Source organism: Lutibacter sp. HS1-25 (assembly GCF_004121075.1).
Lineage (GTDB): Bacteria > Bacteroidota > Bacteroidia > Flavobacteriales > Flavobacteriaceae > Lutibacter.
This window is the reverse complement of the sequence record NZ_RHLN01000002.1, coordinates 159,454-180,825: the sequence shown is the minus strand read 5'-3', so window position 1 is coordinate 180,825 and position 21,372 is coordinate 159,454. Positions and strand designations below refer to the sequence as shown.

Here is a 21,372-nt window from a genome sequence, read left to right as displayed (position 1 = left end):
TATTGTCGTTGTAGTTTTTTACCATTAACTCCATAGAAACTGCCGATGGTATGGCAATCAGAAGCCTTAGTATTGACTAATTTCTTTTAAAAAAGCAGCAAACTCGGTGGTCATCCGTGTTCCCTGTGCTACTAAGTTCCAATCTCTTTGAATAACTTCCTTGGTTGTTTTGTCCAGCCATCTACGTCGTTTTATGTGTAGATAAACCGTGTTTCCACGTAATGGAAAATCTTGGATTGTTACTTCTTTGTGAAAACCGTGCGCTATTAGAACTTTGGAAACCTGCTCTTTTGGAGGTATATTTCGCTCTTCAAAATAAAGATGCATTACTTCACCGTTTTTGGTGTTCTTTACCAGATAGAAGTGGTTGATTAAAAACTCAGGGAGAATGAGTTTTAGTAAGTCTAGATAATTGTCCAAAATTTATTTTTTAAACAAAAATCATAATTTTAATTCAATTCACACACAACTTTTGAGAATGATCCTTTTAAATTACGCTAAAAAGAATCGTAAATAATTTGATTAAAGCATTGTTATTTCTGTTTTTATCACAATTTATATGACTAAAATATAGACCTTATTTGAAGTGTAATTACAGTATTTTTATTTTTTAAAAAAATAATCACTATATGTAACAAATGTTACATATAGATTCGTTTGGATGCATTAATATTGCACTGTAGGTTTTAGGCCTACATCTTTTTCATAGCAATTTTCCCTCTACAAACTTCTAGTTTGAGAGGGTTTTTTTTTATCAGTAGTTTTTGAAATACAATTTATGTATCAGCATAAAATTATATGAATAGAATATAGATTCATAAAAATGCAACTTTAGAAACAGTTCAAATTTATTGATAAGATTAGTTTAACTTTTTATAAGTTTTCATTTGTTTTGTTGGTTCTATAATGTCGTAATCCTTCCATAAATTTTCATCAAATTGGTCAACATAAATAATTTTCATTTTTTCTTTCTCTTTAAAATTATTAAAAGTTGATTTTGTAATTTCATCATTTTTAATAACCAAATAAGATAAAATGGCTTCATTATGTGCAGTCATATTAAATTTGGCTTTTATTTCATTCAAATTTTTGTCAAACAATATTTTGCTTTGTTTTTTTTGAAGTGAAAATTTTCTGTCAAGTATAACTTCGGTAATGTATTTGGTCGAAAAGTATTTTAATTCGTAAATAGAATTGGTTTTTTCAAAATAAATAGAACCGGAAAATTCTGTTTCAGTAAAACCAATACCCAATAAATTAAAATCCTTTCCAATTTTATTTGGAGCATAATTGTAATCGGCTCTAATTAAAGCATAAGATGCTGCAGCTATGTATAAGCGTCCTTCGTATTTACCGTTTTTTTGAGGCGTAAAATCTATAATATACACATCTTCACCATGAATATGGGTAAGTCCTTTAATGCTATAATTGTAATTATTTGGTTTATGTAAAAACTCCCATTGTTTTTTTTCTTCAAAAGAGGTGTAACTTAATTTTCGATTTACATGTTTATTAAAATTGGTTAATTTCCAAGTATCTTTTTCTATAGTATCATTTTTTAAATCTTCTGAAATTTCAAGTTTTTGTCCAAATAGGCCGCTTTTAATTTTCCAATATTCTTTTTCACCAGTACTTTTAAATAAGCTGTCAAATAGTTTTTCAATTTTATCTAGTTCTGCAATGTCTTTTTCTTTTAAAGCAACTGTTTTAATAGGGTCTATTTTTATTTCTAATTCATCATTATTTTTATCAACATATAAATAGCCTAAAAAATCGGTATAGGAAGTAGATTGTTTTGGAATGTTTTTTTCAAAATTTTCAATCATTTCAGTATCAAGTCCTTCTATATTACTTTTTTCAAAATCAATATTAAATTTTGGAAGGTTTGTGTTGTATTGAGATCTTATAAATATTTGATTTTTATGAGGTGAGGCAATTCTATAGTTTTTATCTTTATTTTCTAAAACCTTCTTGATAATTTGTTTTGGATCATCAACTAATTTAAGAATTAAGACTTCATTCATTGCAAATACATCTTGTTGAAGCTGTATGGTCGAATTTAAAATCAGGTCGTTTACGGTTAACTTTTTTGTAGTATAGCCAATATATTGAAACCAAACAGAATCTGTTTTTTTAACATTTGAAAGGTTTAAAATATAATCGCCATTTTCATTACTTATAACACCTCTGTTTTGGGCTTTTAAAATAATGTTTGTATAGGGCAGTGACATTTTGTTTTGAGCATCTAATACAATTCCTCTAATTTCAGTTTGTGAATGTATTTTTATGGAAGAAATTAAAAAAATAAGCAGTATTGTGATTTGTTTAAGCATAGGTCTTTTTTTAGCAAAATTTGATTACTCGAAAATACTAAAGCAATATGATTGGTAATTGGATAGTGTGGTTAAATTAATCTTAAAGTTGGTAGTGGTATTATTTTGAAATTTAGACTGTTGATGTTAAAAATTGGTATATTTGAATAAATCATTTTTATGAAAACTACCAGATTAACTCAACTTTTAAATATAAAATATCCCATTATTATGGCTCCCATGTTTTTAGTTTCAAATACTTCAATGGTTATTGAGGCTATGAAAAGTGGCATTGCAGGTTGTATACCGGCTTTAAATTATAGAAGTTTAGACGAGTTAAGAGCTGCTATTCAAGAATTAAAAACATCAAAAGTTGAAGGTGGTTCGTTTGGGTTTAATTTAATTGTAAACAAATCTAATATAAAATATAGAGAACAGCTTAGGGTTATTTGTGAAGAAGGTGTTGATTTTATCATAACGTCTTTGGGAAGTCCGGAAGAAACTATAGCCAAAGCTCATGAAAAAAATATCAAGGTTTTTTGTGATGTAACAGATTTAAATTTTGCCCAAAAGGTTGAGCAATTAGGTGCAGATGCTATTATAGCGGTAAACAATTTAGCCGGTGGTCACAGAGGTAGTTTGGCGCCGAATGCTTTAATTGAATTGTTGACGAAAAATTGTAATATTCCAATTATCTCGGCCGGTGGAGTAGGATGTAAGGACGAATTAAACCGAATGCTTAGTTATGGTGCTGAAGGCGTTTCAATTGGAAGTCTGTTTATTGCTTCTAATGAAGCGAATGTTACCAATGAATATAAGCAGGCTTGTGTAGATTATTCATCAAAAGATATTGTGGTAACCGAGCGTATTTCAGGAACGCCGTGTACAGTTATCAACACGCCTTATGTTCAAAAAATAGGAACAAAACAATCTTGGATTGAGCGTGTTTTAAACAAAAATAAAAAGCTGAAAAAATGGGTGAAGATGATTCGTTTTACAATTGGGATGAGAGCTACAGAAAATGCAGCAACCAAAGTAACTTATAAAACTGTTTGGGTGGCAGGACCAAGTATTGAGCATACTAAAGAAATTCTTTCGGTTAAAGAGATTGTACAAAAATTAGTACTTTAATTTTTGATTAATTTGTCGTTTTTTTTATAGTAAAAAAAAGAGTTGTTTGTAATTAAATTGTATGCAATAATTGTAATTTTGCGGCACTAATTAAAAAAAATGAATGTACCTATAACGAGTCTGCCTCGACTTGTAATTATTGGAGGAGGTTTTGCAGGAATAGCACTTGCCGAAAAGTTAAAAAATAAAGATTTACAGGTAGTTATGATAGATAAACATAACTATCACACATTTCAACCATTATTATATCAAGTGGCTACAGGAGGGTTAGAACCTGATTCAATCGCTTTTCCCCTTCGAAAAATTATTAAAAATATTCCAAATTTTTACTTTAGATTGACTGAAGTATTGTCTGTTGATACAGAAAACAATGAAATTGATTCTACAATTGGTAAATTAAAATATGATTATTTAGTAATAGCTACTGGGTCAAAAACCAATTATTTTGGCAATACAAGTATTGAAAAATACAGTATGGCTATGAAAAATGTACCACAATCATTAAATCTCCGTAGTTTAATAATCGAAAATTTTGAAGAAGCTTTATTGACTTCAAATTTAGAAGAACGTAATGCGTTAATGAATTTTGTAATTGTTGGAGGAGGACCAACAGGTGTTGAATTAGCTGGGGCTTTGGCAGAATTAAAAAAAGGAATATTACCTAAGGATTATCCCGATTTAGATATTCGTCAAATGCAAATTAATATTGTTGAAGGTAGTGATAGGCTATTAAATTCAATGAGCCCAAGAGCTTCAAAAAAATCTGAGGATTTTTTAGTTGATTTGGGTGTTAATATTTGGAATAATGTTCAAATTAAGAATTATGATGGTTATTGCGTAGAAACAAATTCAGATGTTTCATTTAAATCTTCAACAGTTATTTGGGCTGCAGGAGTTAAAGGATCAACTATAAACGGTTTAAATGATGAATGTATTATTGAAAGAGCTAATAGAATTGTAGTAGATGAGTTTAATAAAGTAGTTGGCTATGATAACATTTTTGCAATTGGAGATGTTTCATGTATGAGTACAGATGTGTACCCAAAAGGGCACCCTATGATGGCGCAACCTGCTTTACAACAAGGGAAATTATTAGCGAAAAATATAGTTGCAATTTTAGCAAATAAACCAATGAAACCTTTTGTTTATAAAGATAAAGGTTCAATGGCAACAATTGGTAGAAATAAAGCTGTTGTTGATTTGAAAAAAATTAGATTTCAAGGAGTGTTTGCATGGTTTGTATGGATGTTTATTCACTTAATTTCTTTAGTTGGATTTAGAAATAAAATTGTTGTATTTTTTAATTGGTTTTATAACTATGTCTTTTTTGATAGAGAAACAAGACTGATAATTAGACCTTTCAAAAAGAAAAACAAAGAGTCTTTCTAAATTATTTTAAAAGGTTTTTTAACGCTGATTTTAGTGTTGGATATTCAAAATTAAATCCTGTTGCCAATATTTTTTCTGCGGAAACTCGGCTGCCTTCTAATAAAATTTCAGCCATTTTACCCAAAAGTGTTTTAAGTACAAAACCGGGTGTATTTGGTAGTATAATTTTTTTATTTAAGCTAAGTGCAATATTTTTTGTCAGTACCTCATTGGTGGTGTGTTCAGGGCTTACAGCATTGTAAATTCCGTGTATGTTTTCATTTTCAATGGCGCTTATGTACATATTACATAAATCTTTTATATGAATCCACGGAACATATTGTTTGCCATTTCCTAAAACAGAGCCAATTCCCAATTTTATGGGTTTACTCATTTTTTGATAAGCGCCACCATTAGCTGCAAGTACAATTCCTGTTCTTAAAATAACTGTTCTAATATTTATAGCGTCAAATTTTAGAGATTCATTTTCCCATAATTTACAAATGGATGCTATAAAGTCTGTTCCAATTTCATCATTTTCAGTAAATATTTTTTCTGAAGTAGTTGCGCCATAGTATCCAATACCAGAAGCGGCAATAAATCCTTTTATGTGTGGATTTAATTTTAAGACATTTTCATATAGTAATTTTGTAGAATCAACTCGGCTGTCGATCAGTTCTTTTTTTCTGTTTTTTGTCCAACGTTCATCGGCAATACCAGCACCAGCTAAATGTATAATATAATCAGCTTCTTTAATTGCTTCGGCTTCAATAAATTTTCCTTCAATATTCCAATAATATGAATTGGGTGCTTCAGAATTTGAGCGACTTAATACAGTTACTTTGTAGCCTTTGGAGCGCAATAAAACAGATAGATATTTACCTATTAATCCAGTTCCGCCAGTAATTAGAATTGTTTTCATTTAAACATATTTTGAAATATACCTCAATTTAAGAAAATTGAATAACAATATTATGGAAAAATTAATAAAGTCTATCTATTATAATTAAATATGGTGTAAACTTTGCTGGTTGCTAAATGTTGGTTTATTGCTTGTTAATTTTATGCAACCATGTTGTTGTTGAAGTCAAGTATTTAGGTGTTAAAGTTTGAAAATAAGGAAATTCATCATTTAAATAGGTCATTGAATGTGTGGTATTTTCCAAAGTTAAAATTTCATATTTTGTTGATGGCGATTTTTTTAGGGCATTTTCAATAATGAGGTAGCTATTTTTAGGAATTATATTATCCGATAGCCCTTGAATTATTAATATTGGCTGACTTATTTTTTTGAAGTAAGGAAGTCCGCTAAAGTTTAGCTTGTAATCTTTTTGAATATTTTCATCAGGAATCCAAACATATTTAAACCAATCTTGATTCTCATATTTACGTTTAATTGCGTTTAATTTTTTGTAACTTATATTATTAGCCAAATAGTTATATCCTGCCTTTTGAACTTTTAGAGCTAAATTTATATTTTCTTGACCAATGTTGCTCATATTTGTATTTTTCCAATAGTTTAAATCACTTTCCAAAAGTGTTCCACTTGGGCAGCTTATTGAAATTCCAAATTTGAGTTCAGGAATTTTTGTTAATATATATGGAATTTTGATGCCGCCTTGACTACTGCCTTTTATTCCAATTTCAGAGAGCGGAAGCATTGTTGTGTTTGCAAAAAAAGCAATTGCATTTATATCGTCAGAGCAAAGTTCTTCTAGGCTAGCCAATTGCCAATTGCCTTCTGATTTTCCTGTTCCTCGTTTATCGTAATTAAAAACAGTATAGCCTAAATTTGTATAATACGAAGCTTCTGAATTGGTACCACTACGATCATTTCCTTGAGACGATGTTACTAAAAATAATCCCTTTTTAATTGAATTTTGAGGTTCCCATAATGTGCCATATAATTTAAGTCCATTGGAAGTGAAGCTTAAATCTTGTTTTTTAATTGCGGCTTTTTCTGATTTGTTTTCTCTAATCAGTTTGGTTTCAAATTTGTTTAGCAATTGCTCATTTTCATTTGAATAAACCTTTAGGTGTCCTTTAAAATTCTCACTTTGTTTAAAGTACGTGTATTCATAAGTATAAAAATCACTAATTACATAAAATTTTAGAGAGTCTTTTTCGAATGTTGTTTTTTGACAAGGTATTTCAAAAGCATTCATCTCCACACTTGAAAAATAGGCGCTTGTTTGGTTTTCAATTTCTATTTCTATTAGCTTTATTTTATAGTTAAGTAATGATTTTCCGTAAACAATACTTCCTGAAAATGACTGAGCATTTAATGTTGAAGTAAAAAATAAAATAAGTAAAATTGAAAAATACCTCATTGTTTTTTAAGTTGTTTCAAATGGTATACAACTTTAAATAGCTATACTGTTAATAATTATTGTTGAAGTTACAATATTAATAAACAGCTTCATACTTTTCAACATGTTCCATTCCTTTAATAATGGCTTCTTTGTTAAGTGGAATTAAATTTTGATAACGTTCAGACAAAGATTTTTTTAAACCTTCAACAACGTTTTCTAATTTGATAATTGGTTTAATTTTTAAATATCCACCTAAAACAACCATATTAAATATTTTTTTATTTCCCATTTGCTGGGCCAATTCAGTACCTTTAATTTGGTAAATAGCTATATCTGTTCTGGTTGGATGGTGTGTAATTCCATTTGGATCGTAAATTAAAATTCCGCCAGGTTTTACTTCATTCTCAAACTTATCCATAGATTGTTGATTCAAAATAATTGCGGTATCAAAAACTCTTAAATATGGCGAGCTAATACGTTGGTCGCTTAAAATAACAGTTACATTGGCTGTTCCACCACGCATTTCAGGTCCATACGAAGGCATCCAACTTACTTCTTGATTTTGAATAATTCCTGAATAGGCTAAAATTTTCCCCATAGAAAGTACTCCTTGTCCGCCAAAACCTGCAATAATAATTTCTTCTGTCATTTTTTGTTATTTTAATTTTCCATCAACTTTAATATCTCCTAATGGAAAGTATGAAAACATATGCTCTTCCATCCAGATATTGGCTTCATTTGGTGTCATTTTCCAACCCGAATTACAATTTGAAACAATTTCAATAAAAGATAATCCTTTTTTTAATCGGGTATTTTCAAACGCCTTTTGAATTGCTTTTTTTGCTTTTCGAGCGTGTTTATGTGTGTGCACACTTTGGCGTGTGGCATAAAAAACACCTGGAAGGTTTGCAACCAACTCTGTCATTTTTATAGGTGATCCCATCGAACTTATTTCTCTACCATAAGGCGATGTTGATGAAATCATTCCTTCTAAAGTTGTTGGCGCCATTTGACCACCAGTCATACCATAAATACCATTATTAACAAATATGATAACAATATTTTCACCTCTATTGCAAGCGTGAATTGTTTCAGCAGTACCAATGGCCGCTAAATCGCCGTCACCTTGGTAAGTAAAAACATATTTATCTGGCCAACATCTTGCTATGGCTGTTGCAACAGCAGGAGCTCGACCGTGTGCCGCTTGGGTAATGTCAATATTCATAAAGTCGTAAGCCAATACAGAACAACCAACAGGAGCAACTCCAATGGTTTCTTCAACAATACCCAATTCATCAATTACCTCCATAGTTAGGTTGTGAGCTGTGCCATGACCGCAACCAGGACAATAAGACAATGGTGTGTCTGTCATTAATGCTGTTTTACAAAAGACTTTATTTTCAGGTTTTATGATATCTGCTATTTCCATTATTTTATAAATTTTTGCTCCAACGCTTCTAATATTTCTTCAGGGGTATGAATAATTCCTCCAGTTCTTCCAAAATGTTCAACGGGAACTTTAAATTGAGTGGCTATTTGTACATCTTCAATCATTTGACCAGCATTTAGCTCAACGCTTAAAATTCCTTTTACTTGGTCTGCCAATTCAAAAAGTTGTTTTTTAGGAAAAGGGAATAAGGTTATTGGTCTTAATAAACCAACTTTAATACCTTTTTCTCGAGCTAATTCGACTGTTTTTTGAGCAATACGAGCGCTTGATCCGTAGGCAACAATTAAATACTCAGCATCATCACAAGCTATTTTTTCAAAACGTAAATCTTCTTTTTCCATTTGTGCATACTTGGCCATTAACCTGTGCACTCTAGCTTCCATTTTTTCCGATTGTAAATCAAGAGAAGTTATAATATTGCGCTGTCTGTTTGTTTTTCCGGTTACAGCCCAGCTACCATATTTTTCAATCAATTCTTGGTTGCTCATTCTTTCTTTTTGAGGTTTCAAAGTCACTTTTTCCATCATTTGACCAATCAATCCATCAGAAAGAATTAAAACAGGGGCTCTGTATTTAAAAGCAATATCAAAGGCATCTTCAACAAAATCTGCCATTTCTTGAACCGATGCAGGAGCAAGTACATACAATTTGTAATCGCCATGACCACCACCTTTTACAGATTGAAAATAATCGGCTTGAGAAGGTTGAATAGTTCCTAAACCTGGCCCACCTCTAACAACATTTACAATTACAGCGGGTAATTCAGCACCAGCGATATACGAAATACCCTCTAGTTTTAATGAAATACCAGGGCTAGAGGAAGAAGTTAAGACTCGTTTTCCTGTACTTGCAGCTCCATAAACCATATTGATAGCTGCAATCTCACTTTCGGCTTGTAATACAACCATACCTGTTCTTTTTTCAGGTTGTTCGTACATTAAATATTCAATAACTTCAGATTGCGGAGTAATAGGATAACCAAAATAAGCATCAACACCAGCTCTAATTGCAGCTTCAGCCAAGGCTTCGTTACCTTTCATTAATTTTAATTCGGACATTTTTTTATGAATGTTTAAGTGTTATGCTGAAACTTTAACTCTGTACACAGAAATTGCTCTATCTGGACAAACAATACCGCAATTGGTACAGCCAGTGCAGGCTTCAGGGTTTTTCATATAAGCGTAGTGGTAACCTTTTCGGTTGACGTCAGTAGTCATTCCAATTACATTTTCAGGACAAACAGGAATACAAACTTCGCATCCTTTACATGTCTCTGAATCAACAACTATTGCTCCTTTAACTTTTGCCATTTTAATAAATTTTGAGAAGATTTAGATCTTCTAATTTTGGTATTCTCAAATTTACCCCATTTTTATTAAAATAACAATGATTTATATCAATTTGTGAAGATTATTTTGTGGTATAATCAATTTTAAGATTAGAATTAGGAAAGATGCAAAGAAATAAGAATGCAATTTGATGGGTTTTAGCTTTCTTTATTTTTTTTTGATGTAAAATATTGGCAATTATTTAATTGTGAAATAAGTAGCAAAAAAAAATTGCTTAATGTGTTTAAAAAAATGTTGAAAATTAGATAAAAAAATAAGAATATCTAATTTTCAGTTTTAATTATAATTGTCCGTTGTACAAACTTTTTACAATACCATCGGCCAATCCAATTTTAGGAACATATACTTTTTTTGCACCACTCCATTTCATAGCGTTTAAATAAATTTTGGTTGCAGGTATAATTACGTCGGCTCTATCTGGATTTAAATCCAGTTGTTGAATACGTTGTTCGTAGGTAAGTTGTTTTAAAAATTGAAATTGAGTTTCGATATGTGCTAAAGATAAAGGTGCTCCTACAGCTTTTCCAGACATTTTAAAAAGCTTGTTAATGTTTCCGCCCGAACCAATTAAATGTATGTTTTTTAGGTTTTTAGCATTTTCTTTAATCCAAATTTCCATACTATGCCAAACATGTTGAAAAGATTTTTGTTTGTTTAGCAAACGTACAGTTCCAATTTTAAAAGATTTAGAATTGATGATTTTTCCTTTAGAAAAAATAGTAATTTCAGTACTACCACCACCTACATCAACATATAAATAAGATTTTGTTTTTTCAATAAGTGTCGATAAATCGGTTGAAAAAATAATGGCAGCTTCTTTTTTACCATCAATAATATTGATTTTTACAGCAGATTTTTCATATATTTCTTGAGCAACAGCTACGCCATTTGAAGCATCTCTCATTGCAGAAGTTGCACAGGCATAAGATTTAGAAACTCCGTGAACACTCATCAAAAGTTTAAAAGCTTTCATCGCTTTTATCATTCTGTTTTTGTTTTCTTCAGAAATTTCACCTTTGATAAATGAATCTGCACCTAAACGAATAGGTACCCTTACTAAAGCTGATTTTGAAAAACGAGCAGGTGAACCGTTTTCAGTTATAACATTTGCAACCAATAAACGCACAGCGTTTGAGCCAATGTCAATTCCTGCAATTTTTTCAATTTTTAATGAAGGGCTTTTTTTGAGGTTCATTTATTTATAGTTTTTTGGAAATTCTGTTAAAAATGTATTGCCATTTTTAATATCTTTCCAGTGATTGGTGTTAAATTTTATGCCAACCACTCCGCAGGTTGGTACTTTTTCTAATTGAATGCTTCCAAATTTGTTTACAAAGTCGCTTATACCATGGTCATGACTAAAAATAATGGCAGAGTCAAATCCATCATCCAAAGCTTTAACGGTTTTTATCAAATAACCGTCGCTAAAATTATACAGTGATTTGCTAATTTTTAAGTTTGAAAGTGGGTAGTTAAAAGTGTAACTAAAAATCATACCAGTATGTAGTGCTCTATTGGCGCAACTCAACACAAAAACATCGGGTGTTGCAATTTTTTTATGCAACACATTTGAAATTAAATAGGCGTCATTAATTCCTCTTCTATTTAAAGGTCTGTCAATATCTTTAATTCCTTCGTATTCCCAAGAGGATTTTGCGTGTCTAACAATATAAAGTGTCTTCATGTACTATTTGTTCGTTATCAAATATAAAAAAATTATGGAGCTAATCGGTCAATTTTCCAATTATAGTCTTCTTGTAATGTATATCTAATTCGGTCGTGCATTCTATTTGGTCTACCTTGCCAAAACTCAATGCTTTGAGGTTTAACTATATAGCCTCCCCAATGTTTTGGACGTGTAATTTCTTTGTTTTCAAATTGTTCTTCAAAAGTTTTTAAACTTTGGTCTAAAAAAGCTCTAGAAGGTACTATTTCGCTTTGATTTGAAGCCCATGCGCCTAGTTTACTTCCGTCTGGTCTGCTTTCAAAATAGCCATCAGATAAATTTTCAGCGATTTTTTCGGCTTGTCCTTTTATGATTACTTGCCGTTCGATATTGTGCCAAAAAAACGACAAGCAAACATTTGGATTTGCTTCAATAGCTTTTCCTTTTTCGCTGTTATAATTGGTGTAAAATATAAAACCTTCCCAAGTATATTTTTTAAGTAAAACTACCCTGTTTTTAGGGAAACCATCTTTTCCAATGGTAGAAATTGTCATGGCATTGGCTTCAATATCACTGCCAAATTCTTCAACTTCAAAAAACCATTTTTGAAATAACTCTAACGGATTGTCAGAAATTTCATTTTCAGAAAGCTCGCTTTTTTGATAGGTTTTTCTATAATTGCTCAAATCATTATCCATAAGGCAAAATTATAATGTTTTATGTATTTTACTTTAAACTAATGTAATTATTTATTTTTTATAATGTATAGCCCTATAAAAGTAATAAAGCCATTTACTATTAACAATTCGTAGCCAAATTGATAGCCATTAAAAATTTGTGTTGAAAAACTATTTAAAAAGTAGGTTAAAATAACAGCAACTACTGCTATTATCCAAACAAATTTGTCTTTTACTGAAGTTTTTGTGAAAATACCAAAAGCAAACAAGCCCAAAAGGGGACCGTAAGTAAAAGATGCAACTTGTAATAAACTGCTTATAACATTGTCTTGCAGTAAGTGTTTAAAAATTACAATTACAACTACCAGTAGTATGGAAATTGCAATGTGAGTTCTTTTTCTAATGGCTGTTTGTTTTTCTAAAGGTTTGTTTTCAATGTCTAAAAAATCAACACAATACGATGTGGTTAAGGCTGTTAAGGCACTGTCTGCGCTAGAATATGCTGCTGCAATTAAACCTAAAATAAATACAATTCCAATGGTAATACCTAAGTGACCGTTTAAGGCAATTTCGGGAAATAGTAAGTCCGTTTTAACTGCTCCATCAACAATTGGAGTTGCAATTCCAAATTTATTGGCATACATAAAAAGCAATGCGCCTAAGGTTAAAAATATAAAGTTTACAAAAATAAGTACCGCACCTAGCGAAATGACATTCCACTGTGCTTCTTTGGTGTTTTTACAAGTAAGATTTTTTTGCATCATATCTTGGTCAAGCCCAGTCATAGCAATAGCAATAAACATACCTCCAAAAAATGATTTTAAAAAATATTTAGAACTATTAGCATCATTAAAAAACCAGATTTTGTTGTAAATTTTAAATTCTTCCGAAGCAAAAAGTGTTGTAACGGTTAAATCTAATTTGTTTAAAATAATAAAAATAGTTGCTATAACAGCAAACAGCATAAAAAATGTTTGTAATGTATCTGTCCAAACAATGGTTTTAATACCACCTTTAAAAGTGTAAATCCAAATTAACAAAATAGAGAGTATTACAGTTACTTCAAAAGGCACATTCCAAGCATCAAAAATAAAATATTGCAATACAGAAGCTACTAAAAATAAGCGAAAGGAAGCACCTAAAACTCTTGATATAAAAAAGAAAGCAAACCCTGTTTTATGTGATGTAGGTCCAAAACGGTGTTTTAAATATTCGTAAATTGAAGTGACTTTTAAATGGTAATAAATAGGTATCAATACATAAGCAATTGCCAAATAACCAGCCAAATAACCAAAAACTACTTGCATATAACTAAACTGTGCGCTTTGTACCCAGCCAGGCACCGAAATAAAAGTGACTCCAGATAATGATGCGCCTATCATACCAAAAGCAACAACGTACCAAGGCGATTTTTTGTTGGCTTTAAAAAAGGTTTCGTTGTTGTCGTTTTTCCCTGTTAAGTATGCAATAAATATGAGCAAACAAAAATAAATTGCAATAAGAGATAAAATGTAAATAGGTTTCATTTATTGGTTGAGTTTAGTTAGACAAAGAAACTAAAAATATTGAGAATATCGTTTCCAAATTGTACATTTGCCGAATGAATTTTTCGTCGAAACTTTTAGAAAATGCTGTAAATGAGGTTTCTCAATTACCCGGAATTGGTAAGAGAACTGCCTTGCGATTGGTGTTACATTTGTTAAAACAACCAGCTTCCCAAACCCATCAATTGGCAAATTCGTTGGTGAAATTGGTTGATGAAATAAAATTATGTAAACAATGTCATAATATTTCAGATGTTGAAATTTGTGAGATTTGCGCAACACCATCTCGTAATTCGGAGATTATTTGTGTAGTTGAAGATGTACGTGATGTAATGGCGATTGAAAATACTGCACAATTTAAAGGGCTTTATCACGTTTTAGGTGGAAAGATTTCTCCTATTGAAGGTGTTGGACCTCATAATTTAACCATTGAAAGTTTGGTTGAAAAGGTGAAATCAGGTATAATTAAAGAGGTTATTTTTGCATTAAGTTCAACTATTGAAGGTGATACAACTAATTTTTATATTTTTAAACAATTAGAAAAATATCACATAAAAACATCAACAATTGCCCGTGGTATTGCTGTTGGTGATGAACTTGAATATGCTGATGAAATTACTTTAGGTAGAAGTATTTTGAATAGAATTCCGTTTGAAAACTCGTTGTAAATTGGAATTAATTTTTTTAAAGTAGCTGTTTGAATAATTTAATAGACATTTCGGTTGTAATAGTAAATTACAATGTAAAGTATTTTTTAGAGCAATGCATATTAAGTGTACAAAGTGCTTCTAAAGGTTTGTCTGTTGAAATTATTGTGGTTGATAATAATTCTACCGACGGAAGTTGTGAAATGTTGCAACAAAAATACGCTGATTTAAAACTGATACTTAATAAAGAAAATACAGGTTTTTCAAAAGCCAATAATCAAGGTGTTGCAATAGCAAAAGGAGCTTATGTTTTGATTTTAAATCCAGATACGGTTATTGCTGAAGATACTTTGAGTTTAATTTTAGGATTTGCAAAATCAAAGCAAAACTTAGGAATTTTAGGAGTCAAACTAATTGATGGATCTGGAAACTTTTTACCCGAAAGTAAACGTGGAATTCCTACTCCAAAAGTATCATTCAACAAACTTTTTGGTTTTTCAAGTAAACAAGCAGGTAAATATTATGCTACCAATTTAAACCAAAATGAAACCGGTGAAGTAGCTATTTTGGTAGGTGCTTTTATGTTGTTAAAAAAAGCAATTTATCTTGAGGTTGAAGGTTTTGATGAAGCTTATTTTATGTACGGAGAAGATATAGATTTAAGCTATAAAGTACTTAAAAAAGGCTATAAAAACTATTATTACGCCAATACGCAGGTTATTCATTATAAAGGTGAAAGCACCAAAAAAGACATTAAATATCTAAGGCACTTTCATGGCGCTATGAAAATATTTTATAGAAAACATTTCAAACTAAATCCGATTTACGATTTTGTAATGGGCATTGGAATTGAACTTTGGTTTTTTATGAAATTTCTCAATTTTGTTCGTCAAAAAGAGTCAAATCGCCAAATTGATAAAATATTGTATTTAGGTGAAGATAAGCAGGTTGTTGATTATTTGAACGAAAATTATACATTAATCAATAATGATTTAGCTGCTGATTTCACTCAAATTAAAAGCACTATAAAATCAAACAAAGTTGAAGGTGTGGTTTTAGATAATAATACAATTTCAAATAAAAAAATAATACAAACGCTAGAAGCACTTAAAAACGAAAATACTGTTTTTAAAATTAGACCCAAAAGCACCAATTTTTTAATTGGCAGTAATTGCGCTGTTAAAAGAGGTAAAGTTGAAATTTTGGATTAAAGTTTTAAAAGCATAGGCTATTTATCCCAGCTGTTTTTAGTTCTAATTTTTTTGTACAGTTTTACGCCAAGCATCAATAAAATTGAGACACCTACAATTCCAACTACACCAAAAATCCAATCGAACGTACTTTTTAAAACAACTAAAAATACACAGGAAAATAGAATAATAGTGGCAACTTCGTTCCAAATTCGCAAAGCAAACGATGAAAATTTTAAATGACCTTTTTCAATTTGATTGTAAAGAATTTGGCAAGACCAGTGGTAAGCAAATAAGGAAGCTACAAAGCCAAGTTTTATTTGCATCCAACCCATTTGTAACCAACTTGGTTGTAAAACAAGTAGCCAAACAGCAAATATAGTAGCTAAAACAGCCGATGGCCACGTAATAATATACCACAAACGTTTGATCATTAAATGGTATTGTTTGGTTAAAATTTCTTTTTCTAATGTGGGTTTTTCTTCAGCTTCTTTGTAATAAATAAACAATCTAATTATATAAAACAATCCTGCAAACCAGGTTGTTATAAAAATAATATGAAGTGCTTTTAAATATAAATATTCCATCAATTAAATTATTTAGAAGCCCAGGCATTTATCCAGTTTGTAAGTGTTTGAGCCCATTCTACATTGTCGTTTAAACAAGGGATGGTCGAAAAAAAATCACCACCATTTTCTTTAAACGAATGGTTTGCTTCCATACCAATTTCTTCCAAAGTTTCTAAACAATCTGATACAAAAGCAGGTGTTGCTACTGCTAAATTTTTGACACCATTTTGAGCAAAATCGTCAATTGTTTTGTCGGTATAAGGCTGCAGCCAAGGATCTCTACCCAATCTACTTTGAAAAGAGGTGCTGTAAAAGCCTTCTTTTAAATTTAGATTTTTAGCAACCAATTTAGTGGTTTCGTAACATTGGTGGCGGTAACAAAATTCGTGAGCGGGTGATGGTGTATTGCAACAACTGCCGTCAATTTTACAATGTGATTTTGTAATGTCACTTTTTTTAATATGCCTTTCAGGAACCCCGTGGTACGAAAACAATAAGTGATCAGGTTTGTTTTCGTCTAAATGTTTTTGGATGCTATTGCTTAAAACTTCAATATAATCTGGTTGATTATAAAAAGCAGGAACATCTGTTATTTTTATATTTGGATATTGTTTTTTTACAATTTTATTGGCCAATACCACAATGGTTTCAGTAGTAGCCATTGCAAATTGAGGGTAAAGAGGAATCAAATATATTTCTGTAACTCCTTGATTTGCTAATTTTTTAATTCCACTTTCTATTGAAGGGTTTCCGTAACGCATTGCCAATTCAACAGGAATGTTTGATTTTGCAGCAACTTTTTTGTGCAATCTTTCAGAAAGTACAATTAGTGGCGAACCTTCTTCCCACCATATTTTTTTATAGGCTTCAGCCGATTTTTTAGGTCTGGTATTTAAAATAATGCCCTTTACAACAAAAGCACGAATAAGATAAGGAATGTCAATAACACGCTTATCCATTAAAAATTCATCTAAATAATTTTTGACATCTTTAACCGATGTGCTATTTGGTGATCCTAAGTTAACTAATAATGCTCCCTTCATTTATTTACGATTTTGCAAATTGTTTTGGTGTAATTCCGAATTTTCGTTTAAAAGCTGCGATAAAATGACTCGATGCGCTGTAGCCTAAATGTAATGCAATTTCATTTACATTAAGTTGTTTTTCGAGTAGTAATTTTTTAGACAGCTCCATTTTGTAATTCAATAAAAATGTAAAAACTGGTACGCCATAAAACTCTTTAAAGTCAGTTTTTAATTTTTTGATATTTAATCCCACATCTTTAGCTAAGTCGGGTAGTGATGGTGGGTTGTTTATGTCTCTAATTATCAATTCTTTGGCGTGTTTAATTTTGCTTATAGTTTCTTCGTTTGCTATAAATGGACACGATTCGTTTTCAGAAGTATTAGAATTGTCAAAATAGTAACTTAGTAATTCAAAAACTTTTCCTTTGATATATATTGATCTCAAAGATTTTGGAGATCGTTCAAAAGTAAGCTGACTTAAAATAAGTTTTATGGTTGAACTAATTTCTTTTGGTTCAATAATAGGTTTTCCAGTTTTAAAGCTGCTAAAGTTGAATAAAAAATTACCTTCAATTGAAAACAAAGAATGAAAATACTCAATAGAAATTAGAACTACAATCAATTCACAATCAGGTGGTAAATTAAACAGAACATTCATTTCTTCATCCTTAAAATAGACCATGCTAGAACCTCCCGATTGCAGGTTTATAGCACAATGTTCCATATTAAAAGCAACGGTACATTGTTTGTTGCTGCAAAAAAATAATTGTATGTAATTGTTTTCTAATTTAATTTTAAAAAGTTCATTTTGATCTAATAAGTTGTTGAATTGTAATACTTTAAAAGTGTCTTGTTCTGTAAAAATACAATGAGTGCTTTTGTCGATATTTTTATAATTTTCCAAAGAGGTTTTCATATGGTATTTTGCTTAGTTTGTACTAACAATTACTACAAAAGTACAATAAAATTTCCAATATAAAATCAAAGTTGAAACTAACTAAAATGATAATTATCATATTTGTAGCGCCTTTATTTTGCTGATAATTAAGAGTTAAAATGTTGTTATTACCTAATTTAGAATGTTTCTAAATTAGACTGTGTAACTTATAACGACAATATTAGTACTTTTAACGATGTTTTAACAAATGATATCTTTGTACTTTTGACGATACTTATAGGTAATATTAATTTTATGAACCACGAAGCCATGCCTACTAAATTTTACAACGTAGGCCTAAGTTATAAGAAAGCGGATGTTAAAATGCGCGGCGCGTTTAGTATAACTAAAGAGAATCAAAAGTTATTATTGAAAGAAGCCAAAGCCAGTGGAATAGATGGCGTTTTTGTGCTTTCTACCTGTAACAGAACTGAAATTACCGGTTTTGCAAAACATCCTTTCGAACTAATTAGCTTAATCATTAAATACTCTAATGGAAGTGTTGAAGATTTTATAAATGTTTCAAATGTTTATAAAAACAACGATGCAGTAAGGCATTTGTTTAATATTGGAACAGGTTTAGAAAGTCAGATTTTAGGAGATTATGAAATTGTGGCTCAGCTAAAAGAAGCTTACAAGCAAGCAAAAAAAGCAGGAACTACAAATGCCTATATTGAGCGTGTAATGAATTTGGTTTTACAGGCAAGTAAAGATGTGAAAAATCATACAAAATTAAGCTCCGGTACTACATCAGTTGCGTATGCGGCAATTCAATACATTGTTGAAAATATTGAAAACCACGCTGATAAAAAAATATTGATTTATGGTTTGGGTGAAATTGGTAAAAACACGTGTAAAAATGTGTTGAACTACACTTCTAACAAACAAATAACACTTGTTAATAGAACTTTAGAAACTGCTTTGAGTTTTGTAGAACTTCATCCAGAAGTTAAAGTAGGTGAGTTCGATAATTTAACATCACATATTCAAAATACAGATATTTTAATTGTTTCCACAGGAGCAAGTGTTCCAACGGTAACAAAAGAGCATCTAAAACCAGGGCAGGAATTGTTGATTTTAGATTTATCAATGCCTGAAAATGTTGATGTAGCTGTAAAAGAAATTGAAGGTATTACTTTGATTAATGTTGATGAACTTTCAAAAATAACAGACAAAACGATTGAAGTTAGAAAAAGTGAAATTCCAAAAGCAGAAGCTATAATTGGAAAATATAAGTCGGAATTTAATGATTGGCTATCGCATCGTAAGTTTGTACCAGCGGTTAATGCATTAAAAGAATCACTTCAAATAATACAACAGGATGAAATTGCATTTCATTCAAAAAAAATTAAGGATTTTAATGTTGAACAAGCCGAGTTTGTAACCAACAGAATGATTCAAAAAATTACTACACAATTTGTAAAACACTTAAAAGATAACGATACTTCAGCAGATCAAAGTATCGATGTGATTTGCAAAATATTTAATACAGAAATTACGGAATTACAGAATGGATAAAATTATAAGAATTGGTACGCGCTCTAGTGATTTAGCGATGTGGCAAGCTAATACTGTGGCGCAACAATTAGAGCATTTTGGCTGTAAAACCGAAATTGTTAAAATAGATTCAATAGGTGATGTTGTTTTAGACAAACCTTTGTATGAACTGGGTGTTACCGGTGTTTTTACTAAAAATTTAGATGTTGCCTTATTAAATGGTGAAATTGATATTGCGGTGCATTCATTTAAAGATGTACCTACAAAATTACCTAAAGGCATTGTACAAGCAGCTGTTATAAAAAGAGGAGATTTTAATGATGTCTTAATTTTGAAAGATGGAGAAGATTTCTTTGCAGATAAAAATGCGGTTATTGCCACCGGAAGTTTAAGACGCAAGGCGCAATGGTTATACCGTTACCCAAATCATACCATTGTAGGGTTGCGTGGTAATGTAAATTCGCGTATGCGAAAATTGGAGGAGAACGATTGGAACGGTGCTATTTTTGCTAAAATAGGATTGAAAAGATTAAAATTATTACCACCACAAGAAGAGCATTTAATTTTAGATTGGATGGTTCCTGCACCAGCACAAGGAGCTGTGATGGTTGCGGCTTTAGACAGCGATTTGGAATTGTTGGAGTATGTAAAACAAATTAATCACGAAGACACTGCAAAATGTGTTAAAATTGAACGTGATTTTTTACGTGTATTAGAAGGTGGATGTACAGCACCAATTGGTGCGTTGGCATTGATAATTAAAGAAGAAGTTAAATTTAAAGGTGTTTTATTTAGTCCTGATGGATCAAATAAAATGGAGTTTTCAAAAACAGTACCTGTAGATAATGCTTGGGATTTAGGTGAATATGGTGCTAAATATATTTTAGATCGAGGCGGTAAAAACTTAATGCGATCTTTACAAAGCGAAGGTGAAAAATCAACGCTAATTTATTCAACAAAAAGTCTTTCATTGGCGCAAACCAACAGTTTAGATTCAAAAATTGGAGCTGTAAGTAGTGATTTTATTACCATTAGAAACAATCGCTTAAAACCAATTGTTGTCAGAAAAAATATTGAAAACGCATTGTTTACTAGTCAAAATGCTGTTGAAGCTCTTTTGAGTAATTTTGATGCTAATGAGTTGGATTTTACCAATATTTATTGTGTTGGTAGAAGAACAAAAAAACTGATTGAAAAAAGAATAGGTAAAGTAAAGCAAAGTGAAAATAGTGCTGAGAAATTAGCTGATTATTTAGCCAAAAATTTAAAAGATACGTCGGTTACTTTTTTCTGTGGAAATAAGAGAAGAGACGAATTGCCTACTATTTTAGCTCAAAATAATGTAGTTGTAAATGAAGTTGAATGTTATCAAACGTCATTAACACCTCGTAAAATTGAAGAAAAATACAATGGTATTTTGTTTTATAGTCCAACAGGCATAGAAAGTTATTTAAAAGACAATTCAACTTTTGATAGCGTTGCATTTTGTATTGGAGAAACAACAGCTGCTGAAGCAAGAAAACATTTTGAAAAAGTAATAGTTTCAAAAGTTTCAACCGTTGAGAGTGTGTTGGATGCGGTAAATGAGTATTTTACTAAAAGTACAGAAGAAGAAATTTAATTGGTTGCTGAGCTTAGTCGAAGCACAAGATTCAATAATTACAAATGTATCGGTTACTGAACGTGGCCAAGTAAAAA

The 21,372-nt window shown here is 30.8% G+C and carries 21 protein-coding genes; 6 read left to right on the top strand and 15 right to left on the bottom strand.

Annotated elements, in window-relative coordinates:
- Positions 1–66: 66 nt before the first annotated feature.
- Together EC396_RS02265 and EC396_RS02260 are read right to left on the bottom strand one after the other, a co-directional pair.
- Positions 67–420, bottom strand: a complete 354-nt coding sequence (locus EC396_RS02265; RefSeq protein WP_129365076.1) for a transposase family protein — start codon at positions 418–420, stop codon at positions 67–69.
- 440 nt (positions 421–860) lie between these two features.
- Positions 861–2,333 carry a carboxypeptidase-like regulatory domain-containing protein gene (locus EC396_RS02260; RefSeq protein ID WP_129365075.1) on the bottom strand — a complete coding sequence of 491 codons (1,473 nt, stop codon included), beginning with the start codon at positions 2,331–2,333 and terminating at the stop codon, positions 861–863.
- Positions 2,334–2,492: 159 nt separating this feature from the next.
- Between EC396_RS02260 and EC396_RS02255 the strand changes: the two genes are divergently transcribed.
- Together EC396_RS02255 and EC396_RS02250 are read left to right on the top strand one after the other, a co-directional pair.
- On the top strand, positions 2,493–3,443 hold the full coding sequence (locus EC396_RS02255) for a nitronate monooxygenase family protein (protein WP_129365074.1): 951 nt from the start codon (positions 2,493–2,495) through the stop codon (positions 3,441–3,443).
- Between the two features lie 99 nt (positions 3,444–3,542).
- Positions 3,543–4,832 carry an NAD(P)/FAD-dependent oxidoreductase gene (locus tag EC396_RS02250; RefSeq protein WP_129365073.1) on the top strand — a complete coding sequence of 430 codons (1,290 nt, stop codon included), beginning with the start codon at positions 3,543–3,545 and terminating at the stop codon, positions 4,830–4,832.
- 1 nt (position 4,833) lies between these two features.
- Here the strand turns inward: EC396_RS02250 and EC396_RS02245 are convergent, their stop codons facing one another.
- The 10 genes from EC396_RS02245 to EC396_RS02200 all read right to left on the bottom strand — a co-directional run bounded on the left by EC396_RS02245 (position 4,834) and on the right by EC396_RS02200 (position 13,791).
- The gene (locus EC396_RS02245; RefSeq protein WP_129365072.1) at positions 4,834–5,733 is read right to left on the bottom strand and encodes a TIGR01777 family oxidoreductase; all 900 of its coding nucleotides are present in this window, start codon (positions 5,731–5,733) and stop codon (positions 4,834–4,836) included.
- A gap of 124 nt (positions 5,734–5,857) precedes the next feature.
- Entirely contained in the window at positions 5,858–7,141 is a 1,284-nt protein-coding gene (locus EC396_RS02240; RefSeq protein ID WP_129365071.1) for a S9 family peptidase, read from the bottom strand.
- A gap of 76 nt (positions 7,142–7,217) precedes the next feature.
- A complete protein-coding gene (locus EC396_RS02235) occupies positions 7,218–7,772 on the bottom strand; it encodes a 2-oxoacid:acceptor oxidoreductase family protein (RefSeq protein WP_129365070.1) in 555 nt (184 codons plus the stop codon).
- A gap of 6 nt (positions 7,773–7,778) precedes the next feature.
- A complete protein-coding gene (locus tag EC396_RS02230; protein WP_129365069.1) occupies positions 7,779–8,552 on the bottom strand; it encodes a thiamine pyrophosphate-dependent enzyme in 774 nt (257 codons plus the stop codon).
- Positions 8,552–9,631, bottom strand: a complete 1,080-nt coding sequence (locus EC396_RS02225; RefSeq protein WP_205757898.1) for a 3-methyl-2-oxobutanoate dehydrogenase subunit VorB — start codon at positions 9,629–9,631, stop codon at positions 8,552–8,554. The genes EC396_RS02230 and EC396_RS02225 overlap by 1 nt, the downstream gene beginning before the upstream one ends.
- Before the next feature lie 21 nt (positions 9,632–9,652).
- Positions 9,653–9,883, bottom strand: a complete 231-nt coding sequence (locus EC396_RS02220) for a 4Fe-4S binding protein (protein WP_129365068.1) — start codon at positions 9,881–9,883, stop codon at positions 9,653–9,655.
- Positions 9,884–10,202: 319 nt separating this feature from the next.
- Entirely contained in the window at positions 10,203–11,117 is a 915-nt protein-coding gene (locus EC396_RS02215; RefSeq protein ID WP_129365067.1) for a Ppx/GppA phosphatase family protein, read from the bottom strand.
- Positions 11,118–11,606: a histidine phosphatase family protein gene (locus tag EC396_RS02210; RefSeq protein ID WP_129365066.1), complete on the bottom strand. Its 489-nt coding sequence runs from the start codon at positions 11,604–11,606 to the stop codon at positions 11,118–11,120.
- A gap of 32 nt (positions 11,607–11,638) precedes the next feature.
- On the bottom strand, positions 11,639–12,286 hold the full coding sequence (gene pdxH / locus EC396_RS02205) for a pyridoxamine 5'-phosphate oxidase (protein ID WP_129365065.1): 648 nt from the start codon (positions 12,284–12,286) through the stop codon (positions 11,639–11,641).
- A 47-nt stretch (positions 12,287–12,333) separates the two neighbouring features.
- Complete coding sequence (locus EC396_RS02200) at positions 12,334–13,791, bottom strand: sodium:solute symporter (RefSeq protein WP_129365064.1); 1,458 nt, start codon at positions 13,789–13,791, stop codon at positions 12,334–12,336.
- Positions 13,792–13,865: 74 nt separating this feature from the next.
- Between EC396_RS02200 and recR the strand changes: the two genes are divergently transcribed.
- On the top strand, positions 13,866–14,477 hold the full coding sequence (gene recR / locus EC396_RS02195) for a recombination mediator RecR (RefSeq protein WP_129365063.1): 612 nt from the start codon (positions 13,866–13,868) through the stop codon (positions 14,475–14,477).
- 29 nt (positions 14,478–14,506) lie between these two features.
- On the top strand, positions 14,507–15,667 hold the full coding sequence (locus EC396_RS02190; protein WP_240665620.1) for a glycosyltransferase family 2 protein: 1,161 nt from the start codon (positions 14,507–14,509) through the stop codon (positions 15,665–15,667).
- 17 nt (positions 15,668–15,684) lie between these two features.
- Here EC396_RS02190 and EC396_RS02185 read toward each other — a convergent pair whose 3' ends face one another.
- The 3 genes from EC396_RS02185 to EC396_RS02175 are packed head-to-tail and all read right to left on the bottom strand — an operon-like array spanning position 15,685 to position 18,156.
- Positions 15,685–16,233 carry a CopD family protein gene (locus EC396_RS02185; RefSeq protein ID WP_129365062.1) on the bottom strand — a complete coding sequence of 183 codons (549 nt, stop codon included), beginning with the start codon at positions 16,231–16,233 and terminating at the stop codon, positions 15,685–15,687.
- A gap of 8 nt (positions 16,234–16,241) precedes the next feature.
- Positions 16,242–17,258, bottom strand: a complete 1,017-nt coding sequence (gene hemH / locus EC396_RS02180) for a ferrochelatase (RefSeq protein WP_129365061.1) — start codon at positions 17,256–17,258, stop codon at positions 16,242–16,244.
- 4 nt (positions 17,259–17,262) lie between these two features.
- Entirely contained in the window at positions 17,263–18,156 is an 894-nt protein-coding gene (locus tag EC396_RS02175; protein ID WP_129365060.1) for an AraC family transcriptional regulator, read from the bottom strand.
- A 276-nt stretch (positions 18,157–18,432) separates the two neighbouring features.
- On the opposite strand from EC396_RS02175, the gene hemA reads away from it, so the two are divergent.
- Both hemA and hemC read left to right on the top strand, forming a co-directional pair.
- Entirely contained in the window at positions 18,433–19,695 is a 1,263-nt protein-coding gene (gene hemA, locus EC396_RS02170; RefSeq protein WP_205757897.1) for a glutamyl-tRNA reductase, read from the top strand.
- Positions 19,688–21,295, top strand: a complete 1,608-nt coding sequence (gene hemC / locus EC396_RS02165; RefSeq protein ID WP_129365059.1) for a hydroxymethylbilane synthase — start codon at positions 19,688–19,690, stop codon at positions 21,293–21,295. Before hemA ends, hemC begins: the two co-directional genes overlap by 8 nt.
- The last annotated feature ends 77 nt before the right edge of the window (positions 21,296–21,372 follow it).